Origin of the sequence: Dichelobacter nodosus, from assembly GCF_001263335.1 — a bacterium.
In the GTDB taxonomy this organism is placed as follows: domain Bacteria; phylum Pseudomonadota; class Gammaproteobacteria; order Cardiobacteriales; family Cardiobacteriaceae; genus Dichelobacter; species Dichelobacter nodosus.
Genome location: NZ_LGVW01000028.1, coordinates 77,476 through 99,170, shown reverse-complemented (window position 1 = coordinate 99,170; position 21,695 = coordinate 77,476). Strand labels below are relative to the sequence as shown.

The 21,695-nt window shown below is 44.4% G+C and carries 17 protein-coding genes; 9 read left to right on the top strand and 8 right to left on the bottom strand.

The window, feature by feature from the left end; all coding sequences use genetic code 11:
* The first annotated feature begins 511 nt into the window (after positions 1–511).
* On the top strand, positions 512–2,317 hold the full coding sequence (locus tag AKG33_RS04950; RefSeq protein ID WP_050708007.1) for a S8 family serine peptidase: 1,806 nt from the start codon (positions 512–514) through the stop codon (positions 2,315–2,317).
* A gap of 264 nt (positions 2,318–2,581) precedes the next feature.
* Complete coding sequence (locus AKG33_RS04945; RefSeq protein ID WP_012031470.1) at positions 2,582–2,938, top strand: roadblock/LC7 domain-containing protein; 357 nt, start codon at positions 2,582–2,584, stop codon at positions 2,936–2,938.
* A 44-nt stretch (positions 2,939–2,982) separates the two neighbouring features.
* Here AKG33_RS04945 and AKG33_RS04940 read toward each other — a convergent pair whose 3' ends face one another.
* Complete coding sequence (locus AKG33_RS04940; protein WP_012031469.1) at positions 2,983–6,579, bottom strand: UvrD-helicase domain-containing protein; 3,597 nt, start codon at positions 6,577–6,579, stop codon at positions 2,983–2,985.
* Positions 6,580–6,674: 95 nt separating this feature from the next.
* Here AKG33_RS04940 and AKG33_RS04935 point away from each other — a divergent pair, with 95 nt between their 5' ends.
* A complete protein-coding gene (locus AKG33_RS04935; protein WP_041729610.1) occupies positions 6,675–7,505 on the top strand; it encodes a hypothetical protein in 831 nt (276 codons plus the stop codon).
* Positions 7,506–7,508: 3 nt separating this feature from the next.
* Positions 7,509–8,594: a tRNA (uridine(54)-C5)-methyltransferase TrmA gene (gene trmA / locus AKG33_RS04930; protein ID WP_012031467.1), complete on the top strand. Its 1,086-nt coding sequence runs from the start codon at positions 7,509–7,511 to the stop codon at positions 8,592–8,594.
* Positions 8,595–8,631: 37 nt separating this feature from the next.
* Here the strand turns inward: trmA and AKG33_RS04925 are convergent, their stop codons facing one another.
* Positions 8,632–9,195 (bottom strand): biotin transporter BioY, encoded by a 564-nt coding sequence (locus tag AKG33_RS04925; protein WP_012031466.1) that lies wholly within the window; start codon positions 9,193–9,195, stop codon positions 8,632–8,634.
* Between the two features lie 150 nt (positions 9,196–9,345).
* Between AKG33_RS04925 and AKG33_RS04920 the strand changes: the two genes are divergently transcribed.
* Positions 9,346–9,987 (top strand): BPL-N domain-containing protein, encoded by a 642-nt coding sequence (locus AKG33_RS04920; RefSeq protein WP_161802465.1) that lies wholly within the window; start codon positions 9,346–9,348, stop codon positions 9,985–9,987.
* Here the strand turns inward: AKG33_RS04920 and AKG33_RS04915 are convergent.
* Genes AKG33_RS04915 through AKG33_RS04900 form a run of 4 tightly spaced genes read right to left on the bottom strand, consistent with a single transcriptional unit; the run spans position 9,984 to position 15,239 of the window.
* Entirely contained in the window at positions 9,984–10,811 is an 828-nt protein-coding gene (locus AKG33_RS04915; protein ID WP_012031464.1) for a Dam family site-specific DNA-(adenine-N6)-methyltransferase, read from the bottom strand. The two genes, AKG33_RS04920 and AKG33_RS04915, sit on opposite strands and share 4 nt — an antisense overlap.
* Entirely contained in the window at positions 10,808–13,012 is a 2,205-nt protein-coding gene (locus AKG33_RS04910) for a Tex family protein (protein WP_012031463.1), read from the bottom strand. The genes AKG33_RS04915 and AKG33_RS04910 overlap by 4 nt, the downstream gene beginning before the upstream one ends.
* Positions 13,013–13,029: 17 nt before the next feature.
* Complete coding sequence (locus AKG33_RS04905; RefSeq protein ID WP_012031462.1) at positions 13,030–13,374, bottom strand: DMT family protein; 345 nt, start codon at positions 13,372–13,374, stop codon at positions 13,030–13,032.
* A 59-nt stretch (positions 13,375–13,433) separates the two neighbouring features.
* The gene (locus AKG33_RS04900) at positions 13,434–15,239 is read right to left on the bottom strand and encodes a potassium/proton antiporter (protein WP_012031461.1); all 1,806 of its coding nucleotides are present in this window, start codon (positions 15,237–15,239) and stop codon (positions 13,434–13,436) included.
* Positions 15,240–15,482: 243 nt separating this feature from the next.
* Between AKG33_RS04900 and AKG33_RS04895 the strand changes: the two genes are divergently transcribed.
* Together AKG33_RS04895 and AKG33_RS04890 are read left to right on the top strand one after the other, a co-directional pair.
* A complete protein-coding gene (locus AKG33_RS04895; RefSeq protein WP_012031459.1) occupies positions 15,483–17,003 on the top strand; it encodes a DUF945 family protein in 1,521 nt (506 codons plus the stop codon).
* Between the two features lie 48 nt (positions 17,004–17,051).
* Complete coding sequence (locus AKG33_RS04890) at positions 17,052–17,291, top strand: accessory factor UbiK family protein (RefSeq protein ID WP_012031458.1); 240 nt, start codon at positions 17,052–17,054, stop codon at positions 17,289–17,291.
* Between the two features lie 70 nt (positions 17,292–17,361).
* Here the strand turns inward: AKG33_RS04890 and lptG are convergent, their stop codons facing one another.
* Together lptG and lptF are read right to left on the bottom strand one after the other, a co-directional pair.
* Positions 17,362–18,411, bottom strand: coding sequence for an LPS export ABC transporter permease LptG (gene lptG, locus AKG33_RS04885; RefSeq protein ID WP_050708005.1), 1,050 nt, complete (start codon positions 18,409–18,411; stop codon positions 17,362–17,364).
* Positions 18,408–19,457 carry an LPS export ABC transporter permease LptF gene (gene lptF, locus AKG33_RS04880; protein ID WP_050708004.1) on the bottom strand — a complete coding sequence of 350 codons (1,050 nt, stop codon included), beginning with the start codon at positions 19,455–19,457 and terminating at the stop codon, positions 18,408–18,410. Before lptF ends, lptG begins: the two co-directional genes overlap by 4 nt.
* 127 nt (positions 19,458–19,584) lie before the next feature.
* On the opposite strand from lptF, the gene AKG33_RS04875 reads away from it, so the two are divergent.
* Positions 19,585–21,066, top strand: a complete 1,482-nt coding sequence (locus AKG33_RS04875) for a leucyl aminopeptidase (protein WP_050708003.1) — start codon at positions 19,585–19,587, stop codon at positions 21,064–21,066.
* A complete protein-coding gene (gene rsmG, locus AKG33_RS04870; protein WP_012031454.1) occupies positions 21,059–21,694 on the top strand; it encodes a 16S rRNA (guanine(527)-N(7))-methyltransferase RsmG in 636 nt (211 codons plus the stop codon). The genes AKG33_RS04875 and rsmG overlap by 8 nt, the downstream gene beginning before the upstream one ends.
* Position 21,695 lies beyond the last annotated feature (1 nt).

Genomic DNA, 21,695 nt, shown 5'->3' with positions numbered 1-21,695 from the left:
CGCATTGTCGCCAGTTTTTTTTTGAGAAAAAACGGCGCAAAGATATTGCTTTTTATTCATTTATAAAAACCGCATCATGAAGTTATTTCATGATGCGGTTTATTTTGAACTTGTGAAATTCGTTAAATTATGATAAGCGAAGATATGATTTTTATCTTTGATTTATCAAGGAAATAGATAAATCAGTGTGCGAGTGCTTTTTAAAGGCTTTACCGCGCCAGTTGTGCGTTTTATTTGGGCTGAGCGTTGTGCGGCAGACGCGGTTATTTTTGATAAAAAATAAGCTAATTGACTGTTTATCCATTAGTTAAATTTTAAAAAATATCCCTGATTCATAGTTTTTTTCATTAAAAAATTAATTATATTTAGCAAGTAATAATTTATTTTTGTGATAAATCACTTGTACTTTGAAAAAAGCATCGGTATGATGGGCAGCTGCAGAATGAATGAGATGTAATGTTTCAATTTATTCAGCAATACCTTCTTTAGAATTTTTAGGTGATACAACATCATGAAACGATTCATTATGAACAAAATGGCTTTAGTGGTTTGTGCCGCTTTAGTCGGTCAAGTAGCTTCCGCTGAAACTATGGTCAACTATGCTTCAGCAAAAGCAATTGGTAAGCAACCTGCAGGAAGTGTGCGCTTTATCGTCAAATACAAAGATAACAGCCAATCAAGCAAAGATTTAAAAAATCGTAGCACAACCAAAGTAATGGCAAATGGCATGCAAGTTGCTGGTTTTAATGCACAATTCGTGCGTATGACCGGTGCTGGTGCAGGAATTTTCTCTGTTCCAGATTTAAAAACCACCAAAGAAGCTCATTTGGTAATGGATACTATCGCTTCTAATCCTGATGTGGAATTCGTAGAAGTAGACCGTATTGCTCGTCCAACCGCTGCTCCAAATGATCAACACTACCGCGAACAATGGCACTATTTCGATCGTTATGGCGTTAAAGCCGATAAAGTTTGGGATATGGGCTTTACTGGTCAAAACGTTGTTGTTGCCGTTGTTGATACAGGTATTCTGCACCACCGAGATTTAAACGCTAACATTTTACCAGGTTATGACTTTATTAGCAATAGCCAAATTTCTTTAGATGGTGATGGTCGCGATGCTGATCCTTTTGACGAAGGCGACTGGTTTGATAACTGGGCATGCGGTGGTTATCCTGATCCACGCAAAGAAAGAAGCGACAGCTCTTGGCACGGTTCACACGTTGCTGGCACAATCGCTGCGGTAACCAATAACCGTATCGGTGTTGCTGGTGTTGCTTATGGCGCTAAAGTTGTTCCAGTACGGGCATTGGGTCGTTGCGGTGGTTACGATTCTGATATTTCTGATGGTTTATATTGGGCAGCTGGTGGTCGTATTGCCGGCATTCCTGAAAACCGTAATCCTGCAAAAGTTATCAACATGAGCTTGGGCAGCGATGGTCAATGTTCTTATAACGCGCAAACTATGATTGATCGCGCAACTCGTTTGGGTGCTTTGGTTGTGGTTGCTGCTGGTAACGAAAACCAAAACGCAAGCAACACATGGCCAACCAGCTGTAATAACGTATTAAGCGTTGGTGCGACAACTTCTCGTGGTATTCGCGCATCATTCTCTAACTACGGCGTTGACGTTGACTTAGCCGCTCCAGGACAAGATATTTTGTCAACCGTTGACTCTGGCACAAGAAGACCTGTTAGCGATGCTTACAGCTTCATGGCAGGAACCTCAATGGCAACACCGCACGTATCAGGGGTTGCAGCGTTGGTAATTTCTGCTGCCAATAGCGTGAATAAAAACTTAACACCTGCTGAATTAAAAGACGTTTTAGTCAGCACAACCAGCCCATTCAATGGTCGTTTAGATCGCGCTTTGGGTTCTGGTATCGTTGATGCTGAAGCTGCTGTAAATAGCGTATTGGGCAACGAAGGCAATAATGGTCGTGATGATCGCCGTGATAACGTTGCTCCAGTAGAAAATGCACGTAATTACGCTAATAACAGCATTAAATTTATCCGCGATTATCGTTTAACTTCAAGCGTTATCGAAGTTGAAGGACGCTCTGGAGCAGCTAACGGTAAAATCAATTTAGCACTCGACATTCGTCATGGAAACCGTTCTCAATTGTCAATTCAATTGACCTCTCCAGCCGGACACGTCTACCACATCAACCACGATGGCGCAAGACGTCCTAACTTATCAGGAACCGTTGAAATCCCCGTTCAAAATGAACAAATTAACGGCGCTTGGGTATTGCAAGTAGGCGACCACGGTCGTGGCGCAACTGGCTATATTAAGAGCTGGAGTTTAACTTTGTAAAAACCGCACGCGGTGTTTATAAAAACAAAAGCCTCTCTTTGCGAGAGGCTTTTTATATTTTAAGCGTAATTCGTTCAAATTTTTAGCATTTTTTGATAAACGCTATTCATTATCTGCAGAAAAAATTTACCGTTTATGATGATTTTTTTGTAGAAAATAATACGAAAAAACAAACATATTTTTTCTATTCTTGCTATAGTAGCCACTGCGTTTATTAAACGTTTTTTTTTGGATTATTTACCACCTCATTAATAAGGAAATACTATGGCTAAATTAGATCTTTCTGCCTTAACCGAAATTGAAGGTTTTATTGCCAGCTGCTTGGTGGATTCTGAAAGTGGTTTGGCACTTGCCACCGAAGGTTCAGGTTTAGACCTTGAATTAGCAGCAGCAGGTAATACGGAAGTTTTAAATGCAAAACGTCGCGTTGCTCAAGGTTTGGGATTAAATGACGATATCGAAGATATTTTAATCACCTTAGGAAAAGGCTATCACTTAATTCGTCCTTTGGAACGGAATACTAAATTATTCTTATACGTTGTATTAGATCGCAAACGCGCAAACCTCGCGATGGCACGGCATATGTTGCGTAACTTCGAAAAAGAACTCGATTTTTCATAATATCCTGTTTTTTTCAATGAAAACTGGCGTACACCGCCAGTTTTTTAATGTCCGGATAAAATCGCGTCAAACTCCAAAACCAAATCGAGCGGCAAATCCACAGGAAAATGCCCGAGCGTTTGTTCTTCCGCATCAACGCCTCTAATAAAAAAATATTCCGGATAACCTAAATGCAACGCCGGCTGATAATTTTTTAAACGCGTTTGCAAAAAACGATGCAGCGCCGTTTGATAAATCAACGCCTGCAACCAATAATGATGCTCATTCATCGCTTTTTTCATCGCCGAAACATGATATTCCTGCGGCGCGGTTCCCAAATAATTTGATTTATAATCAATGAAATAATATTTATCGTCCTGTTGATAGCAAAAATCGATTTCACCGCATAAAAAGCGAATAGACGCTTGTTTTTGATGCAACGTTAACGGCTTTTCCCAACGTTCGAATAAACGATTGACCGCAGAAATATTGAACGATTTTCCTGCCACATGAAGAATAAATTTCATTTCATCGACTTTTTGCGCCGGCGACAATGCCGCTAAAGTTGTTTGCGAAACCAGCGGTGATGCCATAATCGCTTGAAACCACGCTTCATACTGCGCGTAATCATCTAATGCCGCCGTGCGTTCAAGCAAACGATATTGCTTTGCTAAACGTTCAATATGACCGCGCCAAAATTGCGCCGGCGTCTCGGGCAAATCCTTCAATAATTGATGCAAAAAGCTTCCCGCCTTTGTGCCGCGCGCAAATCGCGCTGGTAACGCCAAGTCCGGATCCGCGATCGTTTCGCTTTCCGCTTCTTCTTCCGCATAATCCGGCAAAGAAATATCCACCGTATTTTCATCAACATAACGCGTCAAAGCCGTAAAACTGCTTTTACTCCAGCCGTAAAAACGTTGACGCGGATAAGTCGGATCTTGCTCAATTGTCGCAATCGTTTCGGACGCGGAAGATAACGTGTACTGCGGTTGCGTTAAACGTTGGGCAAGCTCTTCCGGATTAACGCTTAAAAAACCATGATTTACTGCCGTATTTTTAAAACGAACGGGATCAAGACGTTTCATGCCGGCATGAGCGTCGGCAAAAAAATCTCCATCTTTCTTGCGTAATGATTGCAACGCAACAAAAAGCAAATCTTCCGCCCGCGTTAATCCTACATACAATAACCGCGCTTTTTCGTCATCGTCTTCTTGCTGATTTTCTTCAACTTTTTCTGTAGCAATACGAAAATCGCCGGTTGCCGTATGATAAGGATAAAAAAGCGCGTCATGCTTACGATGTTTTCCCAAACCGCTGATAATAACGACGGGCGCTTGTAAACCTTTAGCGCTGTGAATCGTCATCAAACGCAACGCGTCCTGACTGGGCAACGGCATCATTTTTGCCCAATCAGCAGTTGGCAACGTTGTCAGCATGAATTTCCACCAGCGCAAAAATTGATCCAGCGTATCGAGGCGCCCGCGGTCGGCAATAATTTGTTGCAATTGCCGCAAATCCAGCAAAGCGCGTTCATTTTCCGGATAAGGCAATCTCGCCAAACGCTCCCAAATCGTCAAACCGGCAAAATCAGTGGTTAAAAATAATTGCAAGGCGGATAACAACTTTTTCTGTTGCCACAATTGCTCCGCCTCCGTCAAAACCGCGCTCAATTGCGCATAATTTAAAGCAGATGACGGCTGCGATAATGCCGTCAGTTCTGCCAAAGATAAACGAAAAAAAGGACTGATAAACAAGCGATTTAACTGTTCCTGCTGCTGCGGTGCTAACATCGCCGCTAAAAAAGTGGCAATCGCGGCAGCCAAATCGCTGGCAAAAATACTTTTTTCCGCTGAATAATCAACGTTAATACCGTGTTGTTGCAGCAAAATTTGCAATTCTTCGAGCTTGCTCCTGCTGGTTCCTAATACCAAAATATCGCTGTAGCGCAACGGGCGGCGATTTTGTTTATCGTGATAAGCATAAATGCTGTTTTTTGCGGTTAAATTTTGAATCAGATGCACGATAGCAAGGTGTTCGTTATCGTTTTTGGTTTCTAACCAATAAAGGGGGGGGGTGATTGCTGCGCCGTCAACGCTTTGCAGCGCGCGCTGCGTGACCGCCGCCGTCATCGGTTCATAATCAATACCGCCGCCAAAAGCTGCGCGATCTTGATAAAGCTTATTTAAAGCCGCGATTAATGCCGGACTCGAACGATAGTTTTTCGTTAAGGAATAGCATTCTTGCTGCGAAAACGCCGCTTTTAACCGTAAATAATTCGCCACATCGCCGCCGCGAAAACGATAAATTGCTTGTTTAGGATCGCCGACCAATAATAAAAAATGCCGATCGGCTTCTAAATTTTTGAGGTAAATCCGCTCGATAAATTGTGCTTGCTGCGCATTTAAATCCTGCGATTCGTCCACCAATAAAACTGGATAACGATGCGCAATATAACGCGCCAGCGCCGCGCCACTTTCGCCGGCTAACGCTTGATTAAGGCGCGCGGTGTAATGATTAAATGTGGCTTTTCCTTGCATTTCCAATTGTGCCGGCAATTGCGAGCGCACCGCCAATAAAGTTTCTTTTGCCGCGCAGGCAGCGAGCGTTTTATTTAAATTTTTTTGCGCTAAAAAGGCTGAAGTGACGGCTAAAAAAATGGGCGCGCAATCATGCTGGCAAATGGTTTCGATCTGTTCTGATTTTGCCGCTTTTAAGAAGCCTTCCCCCGTTTTTACCGCGTTATGCCATGTTTCAATAATTTTAATATTTTCTTCATCGATTGGCGTTTGCGTTAATAACGCTTGCCATAAAAGCTCGGGATCCGTCAATTTAGAAACGATTTTTTGGGAAGCAAATAACGCTAAAAAATCGTCCATTTTTGTGTTTTTTGTCTGTTCTAAAAGCGCGGCAAAGTTTTCATCGCTCGGAACATCAATTTCATCAACGGCAGCATCAGCATAATTGAGTTGACCGCTGATGGCTTTGGCATAATGTGCTGGCGGGTTGATTGAGGATAAATATTCATGATAATCAGAATATTGCCAATAAAATTGGCGCAATTGTTGATGAACGATTTCCGTAATTTCTTCGTGCCCGTCAACCAGTTTTGTGGATTGCGCGGTACCCGTTTCCAAAGAAAACATGCGCAACCAATGTTGGCATAAAGAATCCAGCGTGCCGATAAACAACCGATCGAGCGTGGCAATAACGCTGTTGCAGCGCTGACATAAATCAGTAAAACCATCGATACCGTTTTCTTGCACTGCTTCTAAAATCAAAGCGTGATTGAGCGATTCTTGCGCCGCTTTTTCCGCTGGCGTTTGCGCATTTTCTGCCCACAAAGTCAACAAATGCGCGATGTGCGCGTAATAATCCGTTTCTTCTTCATCGGATTGCAATAAAGTTTGCGCGAGCGCTTGCAGTAAATGATGCATGGCGTTTAACCGCATTTTTAACCGCATTCTCATTTCTGCCGCGGCTTTACGGGTAAACGTAGTGGCAATAATTGCCTCCGGCGCGCGCGCAAAAATTCCTTTTGAAGGCACTTCCGAAAGCAATAAACGCAGCAAAATACCGGTTAAGGTATACGTTTTTCCGGTGCCGGCGGAAGCTTCAATGAGTACTTTTCCAGAAAGCGGAAAATCCATAATTTCGGGGGACATTATTCATTCCTGTTTCATAAAAACCAATGGCATCATCTTAATGACATTTCAGCATCATCATGGTACTTTTCGTCTTTTTTTCACGATCGAGCATTATGCGTAAAATTCTGTTTCTTCTTTTTTTAATTGGCTGCCACGACGCGCCGCATTTTTCTTTGATTCCACCGACGGTTCAAGAAAATGCGGATATTTCCGTAGCGCACGCCAGCGAATTTGATTTATTAACGCTTGCCGGATTTCATTATCAACCGGCGCAAAAATGTTTTATGAAAAGCGCGCAGTGGGGCAGTTATTGTTTAAAAATCATCGCCGATCAAGAAGTTTCCACTCATCAAGGCGCCCAACGCTTTTTTTATCTTGAAGGCGCGCCTTTTATCAATACGGCAACCGCTGCCGGCGATTTACCGCGGGCGGTAAGTTTAGTGAGTTTTCGGCAAGTTGACGGCAAACGTTGGCAAACCGCTTACTCTGATTTCGGTTTATTCACTTTAAGCGCGCCCCAACAAATGGGTATTCCGAAATTTCACGATTTTGGCGGCGGACATTATGGTTTCATTCAACATTTATCTTTTTTAGATGCGCGCGGCGTTTATCGAGAAAAAATATTAATCAGTTACACCGATGCGCAAGAAACCGATTATCTCGTCAGCGATACCGCGATTAATACCGCAAAAGCTACGCAAAAAGCCGTCTGCGATCCCTATCAAGAAGCTTATAACATGCAAAAATGCGAACGCGAAGCAACCGTTATGCTGTCAACCATCGATTTTGCGCCTCACACCGTTGCTAATTTTTATCCGATTAACGTCAATTGTCACGGCAGCCATTTAGGGCAACCGATTAATTGCAGTTATCAATTGCAATATATGCCGGAAAGTAACGGCTACCGCAGCAATCGAGATATTTCCTTTTTTCAACAGCCTTAAATAATGACGATGTCCAATTATCAACGGCAACTTTTTGCCAAACATCAACAATTGCACGCTTTATTGCGTCCTTTTTCCGCGCCTAAAATCCGCATTTATCCCTCGCCTGAAAAACATTACCGCATGCGTGCCGAATTTCGTATTTGGCGTGACGATGAACAATTGTTTTACGCGATGAGTCGCGGCGGCGCGTTAACCGCGCAAAATATCGTGCGGTTACACAATTTTCCGCCGGCGTACATCACGATTGATCGCTGCATGCCGCTTCTTTTGGACGCGTTGCGCGCCGATCCCGTTTTGCATCACAAACTTTATGAAGTGCATTTTTTAGCCAGTTTGCGTGGAGAATTATTAGTCAGCCTGATTTATCACCGCGCGCTCACTGATGAATGGACGGCGGCAGCAAAAGCGCTGGCAAAACGTTTTCATATTTTGCTTATCGGACGCAGCCGTAAACAAAAAATTACGCTCGAGCGCGATTTCATTTTAGAAACGCTCAACGTTGACGGGCGCGCTTTTCATTATCATCAATATGAGCAAAGTTTTTCACAACCCAATGCTTATGTTTGCCAGAAAATGTTGCGCTGGGCGTGCGCGCAGGCGGGCGAGAATGCCGGTGATTTATTGGAATTATATTGTGGTAACGGCAATTTTACGTTGCCGCTCGCATCGCATTTTCGCCGCGTGTTGGCGACGGAAATTAGCAAAAGCAGTATTACGGCGTTACAAGAAAATATTTTTTTAAATCAAACGAATAATATTGCCGTTGCGCGATTATCCGCCGAAGAATTTACCCAAGCTTGGCAAAAAGAGCGCGATTTTTATCGTTTAAAACAAGCGGGAATTGAATTGGCGGATTATCAATTTGAAACGGTTTTTGTTGATCCGCCGCGCGCTGGAATTGATGATAATACGTTATTTTTATTGCAGAAATTTCCGAAAATTATTTATATTTCTTGTAATCCGCATACTTTAGCCGCCAATTTGCAGACGTTAACTCAAACGCATGAACTTTGCGCCGCGGCGTTGTTCGATCAATTTCCTGACACACCGCATATTGAATGCGGCGTAGTTTTGCGTAAAAAATAAAAAAGACCCCGAACGGGGTCTTTCGTGGGCAGAAATTTTATAGTTTTTGGAAGAATTTATAAGTCGGCACCACGCTGATGCTGGCAACCAACGCTTTAATCATGCCGCCGATAATAAAAGGATAAAAACCGTAAGCGAGCACTTTATCCGCCGGCACAAAAAAGGACAATTGCGCTAGTCCGCAAGCGAAAGTAGCGATAGCCGATAAAATTGCGGCAGCAAAACTCAACCAAAATGAATCCAAACATTTTTTATCGCTGGCATAACCTAAAATCCACGCGGCAGGAATAAATCCCCATAAATAACCGCCTGATGCGCCGAAAAACGCTTGCACGCCGCCAGAACCGCCGGCAAAAACGGGCAATCCCAAAGCGCCTTCTAATAAATAACCTAAAACAGCAGCGGTAGCGCCGCGCGCGCCTAAAGCAAAACCAATTAAGGTGACGCCCAGCGTTTGTCCAGTAATCGGCACGGGTTGCAAAGGAATCGATATTTGGGCGCATAAAGCAATGATATTAGCGCCTAAAAAAGTTTTAACGAGAAATGAATACCAAGAATCGGCTAAAAACCATTTTTTGCTGATAAGTAATGCGCGTTGCATAACAATCCTTTTGTTTGAACAATAAAAAACTCAAGTCACCGAAACGATTTCTTGAGCACGTGAGCGCCGATTTTAACAGCTTTTTACCTCGCCGCACGGATAAAATCGCGCGGCAATTAGGATTATTTTTAAAACGAGGAAATTATGGGCATGAAAAAAATGATGATTTATCACGATATTGGCGTGAGTGAAAAAAGTTTTTCGTGGTTAATCAAAAATATCCCGCCGATTTTTTCGTCGAAAATCGTCAACGCGTGCGACATTCAAAACGGTATTTTGGCAACGGCAGATATTTTTTTAATCGGTGGCGGCGCGGATTTGCCATATTGCGAACGATTAAACGGGCGCGGCAATGCGCTGATTCGTCATTTTGTGGCGACGGGCGGCGTTTATGTGGGCATTTGCGCTGGTGCTTATTACGGCAGCAGTTGGGTTGATTTTATCGGTGAAGGTGAGCGCATTTGCGGCGCGCGGGAATTGGCTTTTTTTGCCGGCACGGCGCGCGGTTGTTTGCCGGAACTGACGCAAAATCATCTTTACGCGCCTGAACATGAACAAAGCCAAGCGTGGTTACGGCTACCGGAATTTCCAGAAGAATTATTTTATTACCACGGCGGCTGCACGTTTGAACCCGTTTCTCGCGCGGAAAACGTTTTAGCGCATTATCCCACGGGCGCGCCAGCGGTGATTAGCGGTCATTTTGGCGCGGGAAACTATTTATTGTCGGGCGTTCATTTTGAAGCGCGACCGCATTTTGCACTTTGGGCGGAAATTGCCGCATTATGCGGTTAAAACGCGGCATTTTCGTTGTAAATAGCCAATAATTCTTTTACTTTTTTACGGCAATTGCCCTGCGCGGCAATAGAACGGCGTACGGAAAAACAGTTAAAGCGCGCGCCATGATAAAGCGTTCGGGTAAAATCGGTGTCGTGATTGGAAATCAGGATACTTTTGACGCGGGGCGCGGTTTGTTGCGCCATCTGCGCGAGTTGGCGCTGTTCGTTTAGCGTAAAACCTTTTTGTGCGTACGCAGTAAATGACGCCGTGGCGCTTAAAGGCACGTAAGGCGGATCGCAATAAATAATGTCATCGCGGTTTGCCTGATGAAATGCCGTTTGAAAATCGCCGCATAATAAAGTGAAACGTTCGGATTTTTCGATGAAATGCCGCATTTCGGCTTCGGGAAAATAGGGCGCGCGATAACGCCCAAACGGTACATTAAACTGCCCCGCGCGATTATAACGGCATAACCCGTTAAAACCATGACGATTTAAATATAAAAATAATGCACTGCGTTCGAAAATATCGTCGCTGTCGTTAAATTGCGCGCGCAAATCGTAAAAACGGTTTTCTTGATTATGTTCCGCGGTGAAAAATGAGCGCGCGTAATCGATAAAAGCGGTTTTTTCTATTTTTAACGTTTGATAAAGATGGATTAAATCGCGGTTGATATCGTTTAAAACGTACGCTTCAAAATCGAGCGCCAAAGATAGCGCGGCAGAACCGGCAAATGGCTCGATGAGGCGGCGGGCGGTTTGGGGAATCGCGCGCGCAATCCACGGGATTAATTTGCTTTTGCTGCCTGCCCATTTTAAAAACGGTCGCCGGTGGTTCATTTTTTCATGTTTTTAAATGCGGCTGCCAGCGCGGTTTGCGGTTTTATGGATTTTTTTGCGGGTTTGTCGTCCAAACGCATTGTTAGCGCGATTCTTTTGCGCGCAACGTCAACGCTGACGACTTTCACTTTAACCACATCACCGGCTTTAACGATCGTGCGCGGATCGGTAACAAATTGATGCGATAATTCGGAAATATGCACCAAACCATCTTGATGAACGCCGATATTAACAAATGCGCCAAAATTCGCCACATTAGAAACCACGCCTTCTAAAATCATGCCGCTTTTTAAATCGCTTATTTCTTGAATTTCTTCAGCAAAATGCGCAAATTGAAAATCGCCGCGCGGATCGCGATTGGGTTTTTCTAATTCTGACAAAATATCTAAAATCGTTGGCAATCCAAATTGATCGGTGATGTAACGCTGCGGTTGAATGCGGGCAATGGCGGTTTTGTTGCCAATGCAATCGCGGGCGGTTAAATCGCAATCGGTTAACATTTTTTTCACCACGGAATAAGTTTCTGGGTGAACGGCGGAAGCATCGAGCGCTTCATCGCCGCCATGAATCCGCAAAAATCCTGCCGCTTGTTCAAATGTTTTCGCGCCCAAACGCGGCACTTTTAATAAAAGTTTGCGATTAGAAAAGGCGCCGTGTTCATCGCGAAAAGCAACGATATTGCGCGCCAGCGTTTGATTGAGCCCTGAAATGCGCGCTAATAATGAAACCGACGCCGTATTAACATCAACGCCTACGGCATTGACGCAATCTTCCACCACCGCATCTAAAGCTTGCGCTAATTGCGCTTGATTGACGTCGTGTTGATATTGTCCCACGCCGATGGCTTTTGGCTCGATTTTCACCAATTCCGCTAACGGATCTTGCGCGCGGCGGGCAATGGAAACGGCACCGCGTAAAGAAACATCTAATTCTGGGAATTCTTGCGCGGCGAGTTCTGATGCCGAATAAACGGAAGCGCCGGCTTCGGAAACAATCGTGTGGCGCACGGCGTGCTCGGGAATTTCTTTGAGTAATTGCGTAATGATGCTTGTAGTTTCGCGGCTCGCGGTACCGTTGCCGATGGCGATTAAAGAAACGCGATGATCGATAATCATTTTTTTGAGTTGCGCGCGCAACGCATTTTCTTGATGTAAATAAACGATAGTCGTTGCCAATAATTTGCCGGTATCGTCAACAACGGCGCATTTAATGCCGTGACGATAACCAGGATCGAGTCCTAAAGTGACGGTTCGCCCCGCCGGCGGTGATAATAATAAGTCTTTGAGATTATGCGCAAAAACTTCAATCGCGGCGCGTTCGGCGTGTTCTTTTAAACGATTGAGAAGTTCTAATTCGAGCGAAAGCACGATTTTTGCCCGCCACGCCAGCCGTACGCAATCATTGAGCCAAACATGATCGGGCGCGATGGCAAAATGTTCGGCAATCATGGTTTCATAAGGACTGTGCGCAGTTGATGGCGTTTCTTCATCTTGATAAAGCAAAGAAAGCTGCAAAATGTCTTCATTGCGTCCGCGTAAAACGGCTAAAGCGCGGTGGCTGGGAATGTTTTGGATTTTTTCTTGATAGTGAAAATAATCTTTGAATTTTTCGCCGATGGTTTCTTTTTCGGCAATAACTTGTGTTTTTAAAACGCCTTCGCGCCATAAACGCTCACGCAACGCGCCGATGAGCGCGGCATTTTCGGCAAAATGTTCCATTAAAATGGCGCGGGCGCCATCTAATGCGGCTTGAATATCGGCAACGTGTTCATTACAAAATGCGGCGGCAAGCGTTTCAATGTGTTCGGGTTGTTCGTTTAATAATTGTTCTGCTAACGGTTCTAAACCGTGTTCGCGAGCAATTTGTGCTTTGGTGCGCCGTTTGGGTTTATAAGGCAGATAAAGATCTTCTAATGCGGTTTTTTGGGTGCATTCGGCAATTGCGTTTGCTAATTCGGGCGTGAGTTTTCCTTGTGCGGTGATGCTTTCGAGCACAGTTTCTTTACGCGCGGCAAGTTCGCGTAAATATTGCAAACGTTCGGCGAGCGTTCGCAATTGTTGATCATCTAAGCCGCCGGTGCGTTCTTTACGGTAGCGCGCAATAAAAGGAATGGTGGCGCCGCCGTCGAGCAGTTCAACGGTGGCTTCAATAAAATGGGGCGCCGCGTTTAATTCCGCAGCGATGATGTGCGTAATATTCATAAATAATAATGGGTTGGTTATTTTTTAAAAGCAAAATAAACGGCTAATAAAATGCAGCCAAAACTGATCACGTAATTGAGTTTAAAACCTTCTTTTAAATAGAAAATCGCAAATAAACTAAAAACCATTAGCGTGATGACTTCTTGCATGATTTTGAGTTGAAACGGTTTAATTTGCCACGCCGCGCCCAAATGATTCGCCGGCACCGCAAAACAATATTCAAAAAAAGCAATGCCCCAACTGATGAGCGCAATTTGCCACAACGCAAAATGCGCGGAATCGGGCTTAATATGCCAATACCACGCAAAAGTCATTAACGTATTAGAAATACAAAGCAGCATCACAACGATCAACCAATGCATAAAAATTCCTCATGAAAAAGGCGGCACATTTTAGTCTATTTTTATTGCCGTTGGCGCAATTAGGCGGCGCTGTTATTGACCGCGGGTAATGGTTCTGATGATTTTTGATGGGCTTGCGTATCGAGTTTTAAACCAATGGCGGAGATTTGCCCGTGTTGATCGGTTTCGCGCACGGTTAAAAACCAACGATCGCCTAATTCAATATGATCGCCCACGACGATATTTTCGCCCAAACGCCGATGAAAGAGTTCGGAAGCCGTTAATTTGCGCTCTTCTTCTGGCAAATCCACTTCTTCTAATAAACTTAAATCCGCGATCACAACTTGCGATGAAATTACCCATTCACCAAAGAATTCATTGCGTTGCTGACGAGTAACGTAAGTATCATTTAAAACTACTGCCAGCGCGTGCGCGTGATCGCCGTTGACGGCATACCACAAACGATCGCCCACGCGAATTTTCGTTTGCGGCGTTACCGCTTCCACTTTATCTTGCCGCACCAGCGCAAAAAGTCGGATTTCTTCTTCACCGAGGCGGCGCGAAATGGCATCGGGGTGTTGATTGATGCCAAAAGCGCCTTTTTTCACGTTAAATTCGTAAATACGAATGCTGGCGCGGTCGCCCACCCAAATTTCGTGTTCATTACTGGGGTGCGCTGACGGCGGAATTTTCACTTTAAACAGTTCGGCAGCAAACGGCAGCGTCATACCTTGCAAAACCAGCGAGATGATGACGACGCCAAAAGTTAAATCAAATAAAAAGCGCGCGTTGGGCACGTTTTCCATAATCGGAATGATGGCGAGCGTAATCGGCACCGCACCGCGCAATCCCACCCACGAAATAAAACCAATTTCCCGCGGATTAAATCGGCAAAAAATTAAAACGGATATTACTGCCAGCGGTCGCGCGATGAAAATTAAAAATAAACTGATGACGGCAACCAGCGGCAGAATTTTGACGACTTGAGAGGGCGTAATGAGTAATCCCAACATCACGAATAACACCGCTTGCGATAACCATGCCATGCCGTCCATAACGCGCAGCACGTGTTCCGTTGCGCGCACGTGGTGGTTGCCGATGACGATGCCGGCGATAAATACCGCTAAAAAGCCGCTGCCGCCTAATAAATTGGTCATTGAAAACGTTAAAATGCCGGCGGAAAAAATTAAAATGGCATACATGCCTTCGGGTAAATGCAGCCGTTGCAATAAACGCGCTAACAAATAGCCGGAAGTTAATCCGATTAAAATGCCGAGGGCGAATTGAGTAATCAGTAGCGTGCTAAAACTGAGTAGATTTTGTTCTTCGGGGTGCAGATTAAGGCTGATGAATGCGGTCACCAATAAAATTGCCATCGGGTCGTTGGCACCTGATTCTACTTCTAAAGTGGATTGTACGCGGGCATTTAAGCGCACGCCGCCATTACGTAATAAAGAAAATACGGCAGCGGCATCAGTAGATCCGACAATTGATGCCATCAACATGCCGTAGCGCCAATTGCCTTTTTCAATGTAACCGTATTTTGCCAAAATCCATGTGATGAATAGTCCGCTGATGACCGCCGTTGCAATCACGCCCCACGTTGCCAGCGGTAACGCCGGTTTATAAGCAATGCGGATATTGGTTAACGAGGTGCGCAGTCCACCGTCTAACAAAATCACGGCGAGCGCAGCTTGTCCGAGTAAATTGGCAAAAAAGAATTGGTTAAAACGAATGCCAATAATGCCTTCTTCGCCGGCAAGCATGCCGATGACTAAAAATAATACTAATAACGGAATGCCGCTGCGCGCAGAAAGCGTGGAGCCAATAACGCTGATAAACAGCAACATGGAAAAAACAAGATAAAGAATATTGAGATTAGTCATGAGCGCGTTTGGGATAAATGTGATAAGAGGGCGGTCATCATAACATGATGCCGAGCGAGACTGGGGGCAGTTTTGATGAAAAAAATAGCGCAAAAATTGGATCAACAATTATTAATATTAATGAAGAAAAAATGAGCAATGATTGGCTTCAATTGGTAGTTTAACTGCGGTTGTGATAATTTCACAAAGCTAGTATCAATGATTTTGCTAGTGCACTTTTGCCATTTTATTTTGGGAGCGATGATGAAAAAAACACTATTATGTTTGGCGTTACTTGCCGTTTTAAACGCCTGTGATAACAAAAAAGAATCTCAAGAAACTGCGGCTCAACCCGAGCAGTCTCAAGCGCAACTTGTTCATAACGAAAATACTGCCGAACAAGTTGAGCAACGTTTCCGCGATTTATATTCACGAAAAAATCAATTATTAAATGTGATCGCAGCGCATTCTGCGGGCGCTGATGCTTTTCAATTAAGCGTTCAGGATTATCAACGTGGCGCAGAAAGTTCAACGGCAACGCTGCAATTGACGCTCAATTTAGAGCAATATTTAAAGAATGTAGATAAAACATTATCATCAGAGCCCGTTACTTTGAAATTTACCAGCAAAATTGACCACAGCGCCGCGTTAGCAAAAGAAGGCATTGTTGCTAAAGCGGTATCAAATGTGGTGGTTGATGATGCTTTGAAAGCGCGTTTTGAATTAGATGAAGAACAACAAAAAGTTTTAACGCAAACGCTTTCCTATTTGCAATTAAATGTGGATTTTCTTGCCGATGATCGGGTAAAAGAAGAAATATTAGTGTTGCCGATTCACCGCAGCGAAGAAGGAAAATCATTTGATTATGAAGGATTTTCCTTAACCAGCGCCTTCAAACAAAGCGATATTAAAGACAGCCCTTTTTATCCGGCAACGATTGCCCTTAAATCCGGCGATATCAAATCGGTAAACGGCGAAGATGCGTTTATCATTGATGCTTTTGAAGGTAACGGCGAAACCAAAGCTAACGGCGATTGGTTCATAAAAACAACGCCGATTAATTTCCATAATGACAAACAAAAACAACAAATCCGCATTGAAGAAATCGTTTTCCAAGGCGAAAAACAACGTTATGAAAACGATACCGGCATCATGCTTGGCAACCAACGTTATCTCGCAAATAATATTTCCGTAAAAGATGCGGAAGGATTGAATTTCCTGCTGAAAAGTTTTGAAATTAAAAGCGGTGTGCAAAAAACCAATGATTTATACGACATGAGTTTTGCTTCCACCGCTCAATTCGGTGATTATACTTTGCCGATGAATGTTATTCCTTTTAAATTCAAACAAATAAAATTGGATACAGCGTTAAATCGTACCAATCCGAAACTCGCGCAACAAGCAATGCAAGAAATGCAAGCCGGCAATACGAATCAAGAAAAAGTTGTGTCCGATTTGGTTGCCAATGCTGCGCAAAATCGCAGTACTTTGGATTTAGCTTTTGATGTGGATACGCAAGAAGGCAAAGCCAATGCCAAAATGAATGCGCGTTTTGCTGATGATGTTAAAGACGTGACTTTGGAAAAAATTGAGCAGTATTTAATCGCTGATGCCAAAGTTGTGATTGATGAAAGTTTGGTGAAAGCAACGGGCATGGAACAACTTTTTGAAGCGCAATTGGGCCCATTTATTAAAAAAGAAAATGGAAAATATCTCTTTGATTTTTCATTAAAAGATGGAAAGGCAACGATCAATGGTCAACCTGCGCCAATTCCGATGAAGTAATGAAATGTTAAACTGTATCCGTATAGAACAACTCATTAAGGAATCAGAATGAAAAACAATCCTTTTGATTTTCTGCGCGACCAGCTCGAATCTCATTTACCGCCGGCAGCTCAACCGCTGCACGATAAAATCCGCGGATTTTCAAAACGTTTTGCCGGCAATTATGGCGAATCAGATTGGGTGCCGCGCGCGGTTTTTGATGAACAAGCCGCCGCTTTATCGGAAGCGCAGGAGCGTTTGCGACAATTGGAAATGCGGATCAATCAATTAGAACGCAATGCGAAATAGTCGCACGTTCTAAAAACAGTTTGAAAACACCGCTTCGGCGGTGTTTTTTATGGCCAGAAAAAGCGATGTTTTAGTCGCGCGTGAGTAAAAATAAAGGCGGCAGCGCAAAAATCAAAATCGGCAGCAGCGCGCTCAATGCAGTTGACCAATGCAACAGTAATCCGAGTTTAGTCACAATACCTTGCACGACGTAATAAGAAGCGCCCAGCAAAATGCCGATAACCAACCGCGCACCGTTACCATCGCGACGCGTATTAAAAACGCAAGGCAACGCCAAAATCACCATCGTGATGGTGGTAATTGGTAAAAAAATCCGCTGCCACAATTTGAGGCTCATTTGTTGGTCATTGAGTTGATGCGCGCGCAAAAATCCCGTGATGGTATAAAGTTCGCGCAAGGTATAAGCGTTTTTCAATTGCATTAATTGCGCAATCGTTGCCGGCAAAATGCGGTTTTGCCAATGCGTCGTTGGGGCAATAGGCATGCTGGATTGGCTGCCGATGCGTAACGCGCGGTTATCATCGAGTTGCCAATGCGTTTGCATAAAAGTTGCGCGCTGGCTTTCTTGAATTTCAATATCGTGCTCGTGTGGACGGTAAAAACGGATTTTTTCTAAACTACCGTTTGCCTGAAAAGCGCCGATATAAACGATATTATCGCCATCGCGCAGCCAAATGCCGTGATCTGTTTGCGGTGCCGTGGTGTTTAACGCGTGATGATGTAACCATTGTGCGCGATTTTGCGCCGGCGCTACGCCGTATTCTGCCAACACGATAAGCGCGCAGCCTAAAAAAAAGGCGATCATTAATCCTGATAACGATAAACGTAAACGCGAAATGCCGCTCGTGCGAATCACGGTTAATTCTTGTTGCTTATTTAATTGCCCAAGCGCCGTTATCGTGCCGACTAAAACCGCGGCAGGCATAAATTCGACGATGCGCGCCGGAACGTTGAGCAATAATATCGATAACATCAGCCAAAAATGATAATTTCCGCGACCGATATTGTCGCTTTCTTCCGCACTTTGTACTAAAAAATCAATGCCTAATAAAAAAATTAAAACGATAATGATATGTGCGGTAATGATGCGCGCAATATGGCGATCGTAAAGCGTAATCATGGTTTCCTCGCGCGTTGCCAGTAAATAGCGATGATAAATGCCGCCGCAAAATGAATACCCCAGCCGCCGATTAAAAAAGGAATTTGTCCGCGGCTAAACATTTTGAGCGCAATATCAAGCAAATTAATGTAAATACCAAACAAAATAAAAGCCGGCAATAAACGTTGATAACGACCTTGCCGCGGGCGCGTGTGGGCGAGCAGCGGCACGGCAAAACTGAAAATAACCACGGCTAACGCGGGATTGAGGCGTTTTTGGAATTCCGCGCGATGCGCCAAACTTTGATTGAGCGCGCCGGTGGCAATACTGCGTAAACGTTGTTGAGCAGACGGCGGCGATTGAGAAAGATGCAATGAACCGTGAGCAAATTGGCTAAACAGGCAATTTTGCGGTTGAAAATCATCACGCCACGCGGCGCGGTTACCTTGCGTTAAATGGAGAAAATGTTCGGGTTGATTTTTTTGAATCTCACCGCGTTTTGACCATAACATACTGTATTCATTGTTATCATTTTGAATGATAATAAACGGTTGAAAGCCGTTATTGATTTTATCGCCGGTATAAAGCGTGTTGTGCGCGTTTAAATGTTGGAATTGATTGGGCGTGAAAAAACTATACAACGCTTCTTGGCGCGATTGCGCCATGAGTTGATCCCAGCGTTCAAAAACATGCGGCAAGAGGTATAACGTATTGATCACCAAAATAACGGCAAGCGGTAAAACGAGATACAAAATCGGTTGCATCAGATGTTTTTTGCTGCAGCCGCCGGCAAATAATGCGTTGATTTCGCAGTCGCCGTATAAACGCGATAAAGTCATGACGCTGGCGAGAACAAAAGCAACGGGAAGCAAGATAACGACAATATTTGCCGTTTGAAAAATGAGCAATTGCCCAATGGCTGCCAGCGAAACGCTGCCGTCGAGCGCGCGGGATAACAGCGACGAAAAGCGAAAACTGATGATAATCGTGAGTAAAATCATCGTAATAGCGAGAAATAACGCGCTGATTTCGCGCATCATATAGCGGTAAAAAATGGGAAATGGCATCGTCGTCCATCTTGTTTTTGCGGTGTGCTATTCTACCTAAATCAGCACCTAAAACGAGCGCCGAGCATAAAGCGTGATCCTCATTTCTTAATATAACAACGCTTATTAACCACTTAAGGAGTACATAATGAAATTAATGATGAGTACTGAAAAATGGTACGAAATCGCAGCTGATGCCGTATTTTTGCCATTTGATGAACATAGTGATTGGACGCTATTTGATAATGAAATCGACGGCTGGTTAACGCATATTCGCGCCAGCGGCGATTTGCCGGCGGTGGGACAAATCAGCGCGTTTTATCGCACTGCCGGCGTGCGCGCAAAATGGTTGTTATTCGTCCATTTGCCAACTGATGAGAGAAAATTGCGGGCGATGGTTCAAGCGATGGGCGCGTGGATCAAAAATCATCGTTGGGAACAAGTGGCTTTAGATTTTTCGGCAACTGCTGCAAGTACGCACGAATCGTTGCAGAAAACGGTGTTAACGTCATTTGCCGCTGATTTTTATACGTTTTCCGGCTACAAAAAAATCAGCGATGCCGATAAACAACAGGAAAAATGGCGCAAAAAATTGACGGTAACGTGGTTATGTAGCAAAAAAGAAAAAAATGTTGCCAAAGCGATTAACGCGGAAGTAGAAGCGTGGCAAATAGGCAACGCCACCGCGCGCGATTTAGCAAATTTGCCGGCAAATATTTGTACGCCTGATTTTTTAGCTAAAGAAGCGTTGGCTTTAGCAAAAGCGTATCCCTGTATTAAAACGACCGTTCTAAAACAAAAAGAAATCGCGGATTTGAAAATGGGCGGCGTGTTAGCAGTGGCGCAAGGTTCGGCGCAGGCGCCGCAGTTTATCGTGATGGAATATAAAGCCAGCGCCGCGTCACAAAAACCCATTGTACTCGTGGGCAAAGGCGTGACTTTTGATGCCGGCGGTATTTCTTTAAAACCTGCCGCCGAAATGGATTTGATGAAATACGATATGTCGGGTGCGGCGGTGATTTTTGGCGCGCTCAAAGCTGTTGCGATGCAAAAATTGGCGATTAATGTGGTGGCGCTGATTCCCGCGGTAGAAAATATGCCGTCTGGAAGCGCGTTAAAACCCGGTGATATCGTTACCACTATGTCGGGAACTACGGTTGAAGTATTAAATACTGATGCCGAAGGACGATTGATTTTAGCGGACGCGTTAACTTATGCCGAACGTTATCAACCGCAGGCGGTTATTGATATTGCCACGTTAACGGGTGCGTGCGTGATTGCATTGGGCACGGTGCGCGCGGGATTATTGGGTAATGATTCCGAATTAATCGAGCAATTAAAGGCGGCGGGCGAACGCGCCGATGATCGCGTTTGGCAGTTGCCGTTAGATGAAGAATATACGCAAATGATGAATAGTCCTTTTGCAGATTTGGCAAATATTTCCGGCAAAAGGGAAGCGGGCGCGAGCACGGCAGCGGCTTTTTTGAGCACGTTTGCACATCATTATCCTTGGGCACATTTAGACATTGCCGGCGTTGCTTGGCAAAAAGGCGAAAATAAAGGCAGCACGGGGCGTCCGATCGGATTACTATTAGATTTTTTGGCACAAAAGGCAGCCTTACATGAATGATGATTTTATTGCCGCTGAAGAATTATTGCAGCGCGGCGCGGCGGCATTATCGTTTCCCGTCAATCAGGAAGTCATTGAAAAGTTGATGCATTATTTGCAGTTATTGGCGAAATGGAATCGGGTGCATAATTTAACCGCCATTCGAGAACCGCAACAACAAGTGATTGTGCATTTGCTGGATTCGTTAGTAGTTGCGCCTTTTTTGCCGCCGGCGCAAACGATTGCCGATATTGGCAGCGGCGCGGGTTTGCCGGGGATTGTGTTGGCGATTGTTTGTCCGCAACAGCAGTTTTTTTTGGTGGAATCGAATACGAAGAAAAGCGTTTTTTTGCGGGAAGCCGTGCGGCAATTGGCGTTGGAGAATGTGAAAGTTGTGGCGATGCGCGCGGAACAATGGCGTCCGGAGGCGAAGTTGAACGTTTTAATCAGTCGTGCCGTCAGCGATATCAATTCTTTTTTGATGTGGACGGCAGCTTTGGGTGATGAAAATAGCCGTTGGTTATTGATGAAAGCACATGATGATGAAGTTTGCACGCAAAAGGATTTTTATGTGGAAAACGTGTTGCCGTTGACGGTGCCGCTTTTAGATGCTGCGCGCGTGTTATTTGTGGTGAAAAAGAAAAGTTAAC

What these genes read in the sequence shown, in the direction of transcription:
- AKG33_RS04875 (WP_050708003.1), top strand. Translation starts at nt 19,585, where the DNA reads ATGAAATTAATGATGAGTACTGAAAAATGGTACGAAATCGCAGCTGAT.
- AKG33_RS04940 (WP_012031469.1), bottom strand. Translation starts at nt 6,579, where the DNA reads ATGTCCCCCGAAATTATGGATTTTCCGCTTTCTGGAAAAGTACTCATT.
- lptF (WP_050708004.1), bottom strand. Translation starts at nt 19,457, where the DNA reads ATGCCATTTCCCATTTTTTACCGCTATATGATGCGCGAAATCAGCGCG.
- AKG33_RS04945 (WP_012031470.1), top strand. Translation starts at nt 2,582, where the DNA reads ATGGCTAAATTAGATCTTTCTGCCTTAACCGAAATTGAAGGTTTTATT.
- rsmG (WP_012031454.1), top strand. Translation starts at nt 21,059, where the DNA reads ATGAATGATGATTTTATTGCCGCTGAAGAATTATTGCAGCGCGGCGCG.
- AKG33_RS04910 (WP_012031463.1), bottom strand. Translation starts at nt 13,012, where the DNA reads ATGAATATTACGCACATCATCGCTGCGGAATTAAACGCGGCGCCCCAT.
- AKG33_RS04935 (WP_041729610.1), top strand. Translation starts at nt 6,675, where the DNA reads ATGCGTAAAATTCTGTTTCTTCTTTTTTTAATTGGCTGCCACGACGCG.
- AKG33_RS04925 (WP_012031466.1), bottom strand. Translation starts at nt 9,195, where the DNA reads ATGCAACGCGCATTACTTATCAGCAAAAAATGGTTTTTAGCCGATTCT.
- AKG33_RS04950 (WP_050708007.1), top strand. Translation starts at nt 512, where the DNA reads ATGAAACGATTCATTATGAACAAAATGGCTTTAGTGGTTTGTGCCGCT.
- AKG33_RS04900 (WP_012031461.1), bottom strand. Translation starts at nt 15,239, where the DNA reads ATGACTAATCTCAATATTCTTTATCTTGTTTTTTCCATGTTGCTGTTT.
- AKG33_RS04890 (WP_012031458.1), top strand. Translation starts at nt 17,052, where the DNA reads ATGAAAAACAATCCTTTTGATTTTCTGCGCGACCAGCTCGAATCTCAT.
- AKG33_RS04905 (WP_012031462.1), bottom strand. Translation starts at nt 13,374, where the DNA reads ATGCATTGGTTGATCGTTGTGATGCTGCTTTGTATTTCTAATACGTTA.
- AKG33_RS04915 (WP_012031464.1), bottom strand. Translation starts at nt 10,811, where the DNA reads ATGAACCACCGGCGACCGTTTTTAAAATGGGCAGGCAGCAAAAGCAAA.
- AKG33_RS04920 (WP_161802465.1), top strand. Translation starts at nt 9,346, where the DNA reads ATGAAAAAAATGATGATTTATCACGATATTGGCGTGAGTGAAAAAAGT.
- AKG33_RS04895 (WP_012031459.1), top strand. Translation starts at nt 15,483, where the DNA reads ATGAAAAAAACACTATTATGTTTGGCGTTACTTGCCGTTTTAAACGCC.
- lptG (WP_050708005.1), bottom strand. Translation starts at nt 18,411, where the DNA reads ATGATTACGCTTTACGATCGCCATATTGCGCGCATCATTACCGCACAT.
- trmA (WP_012031467.1), top strand. Translation starts at nt 7,509, where the DNA reads ATGACGATGTCCAATTATCAACGGCAACTTTTTGCCAAACATCAACAA.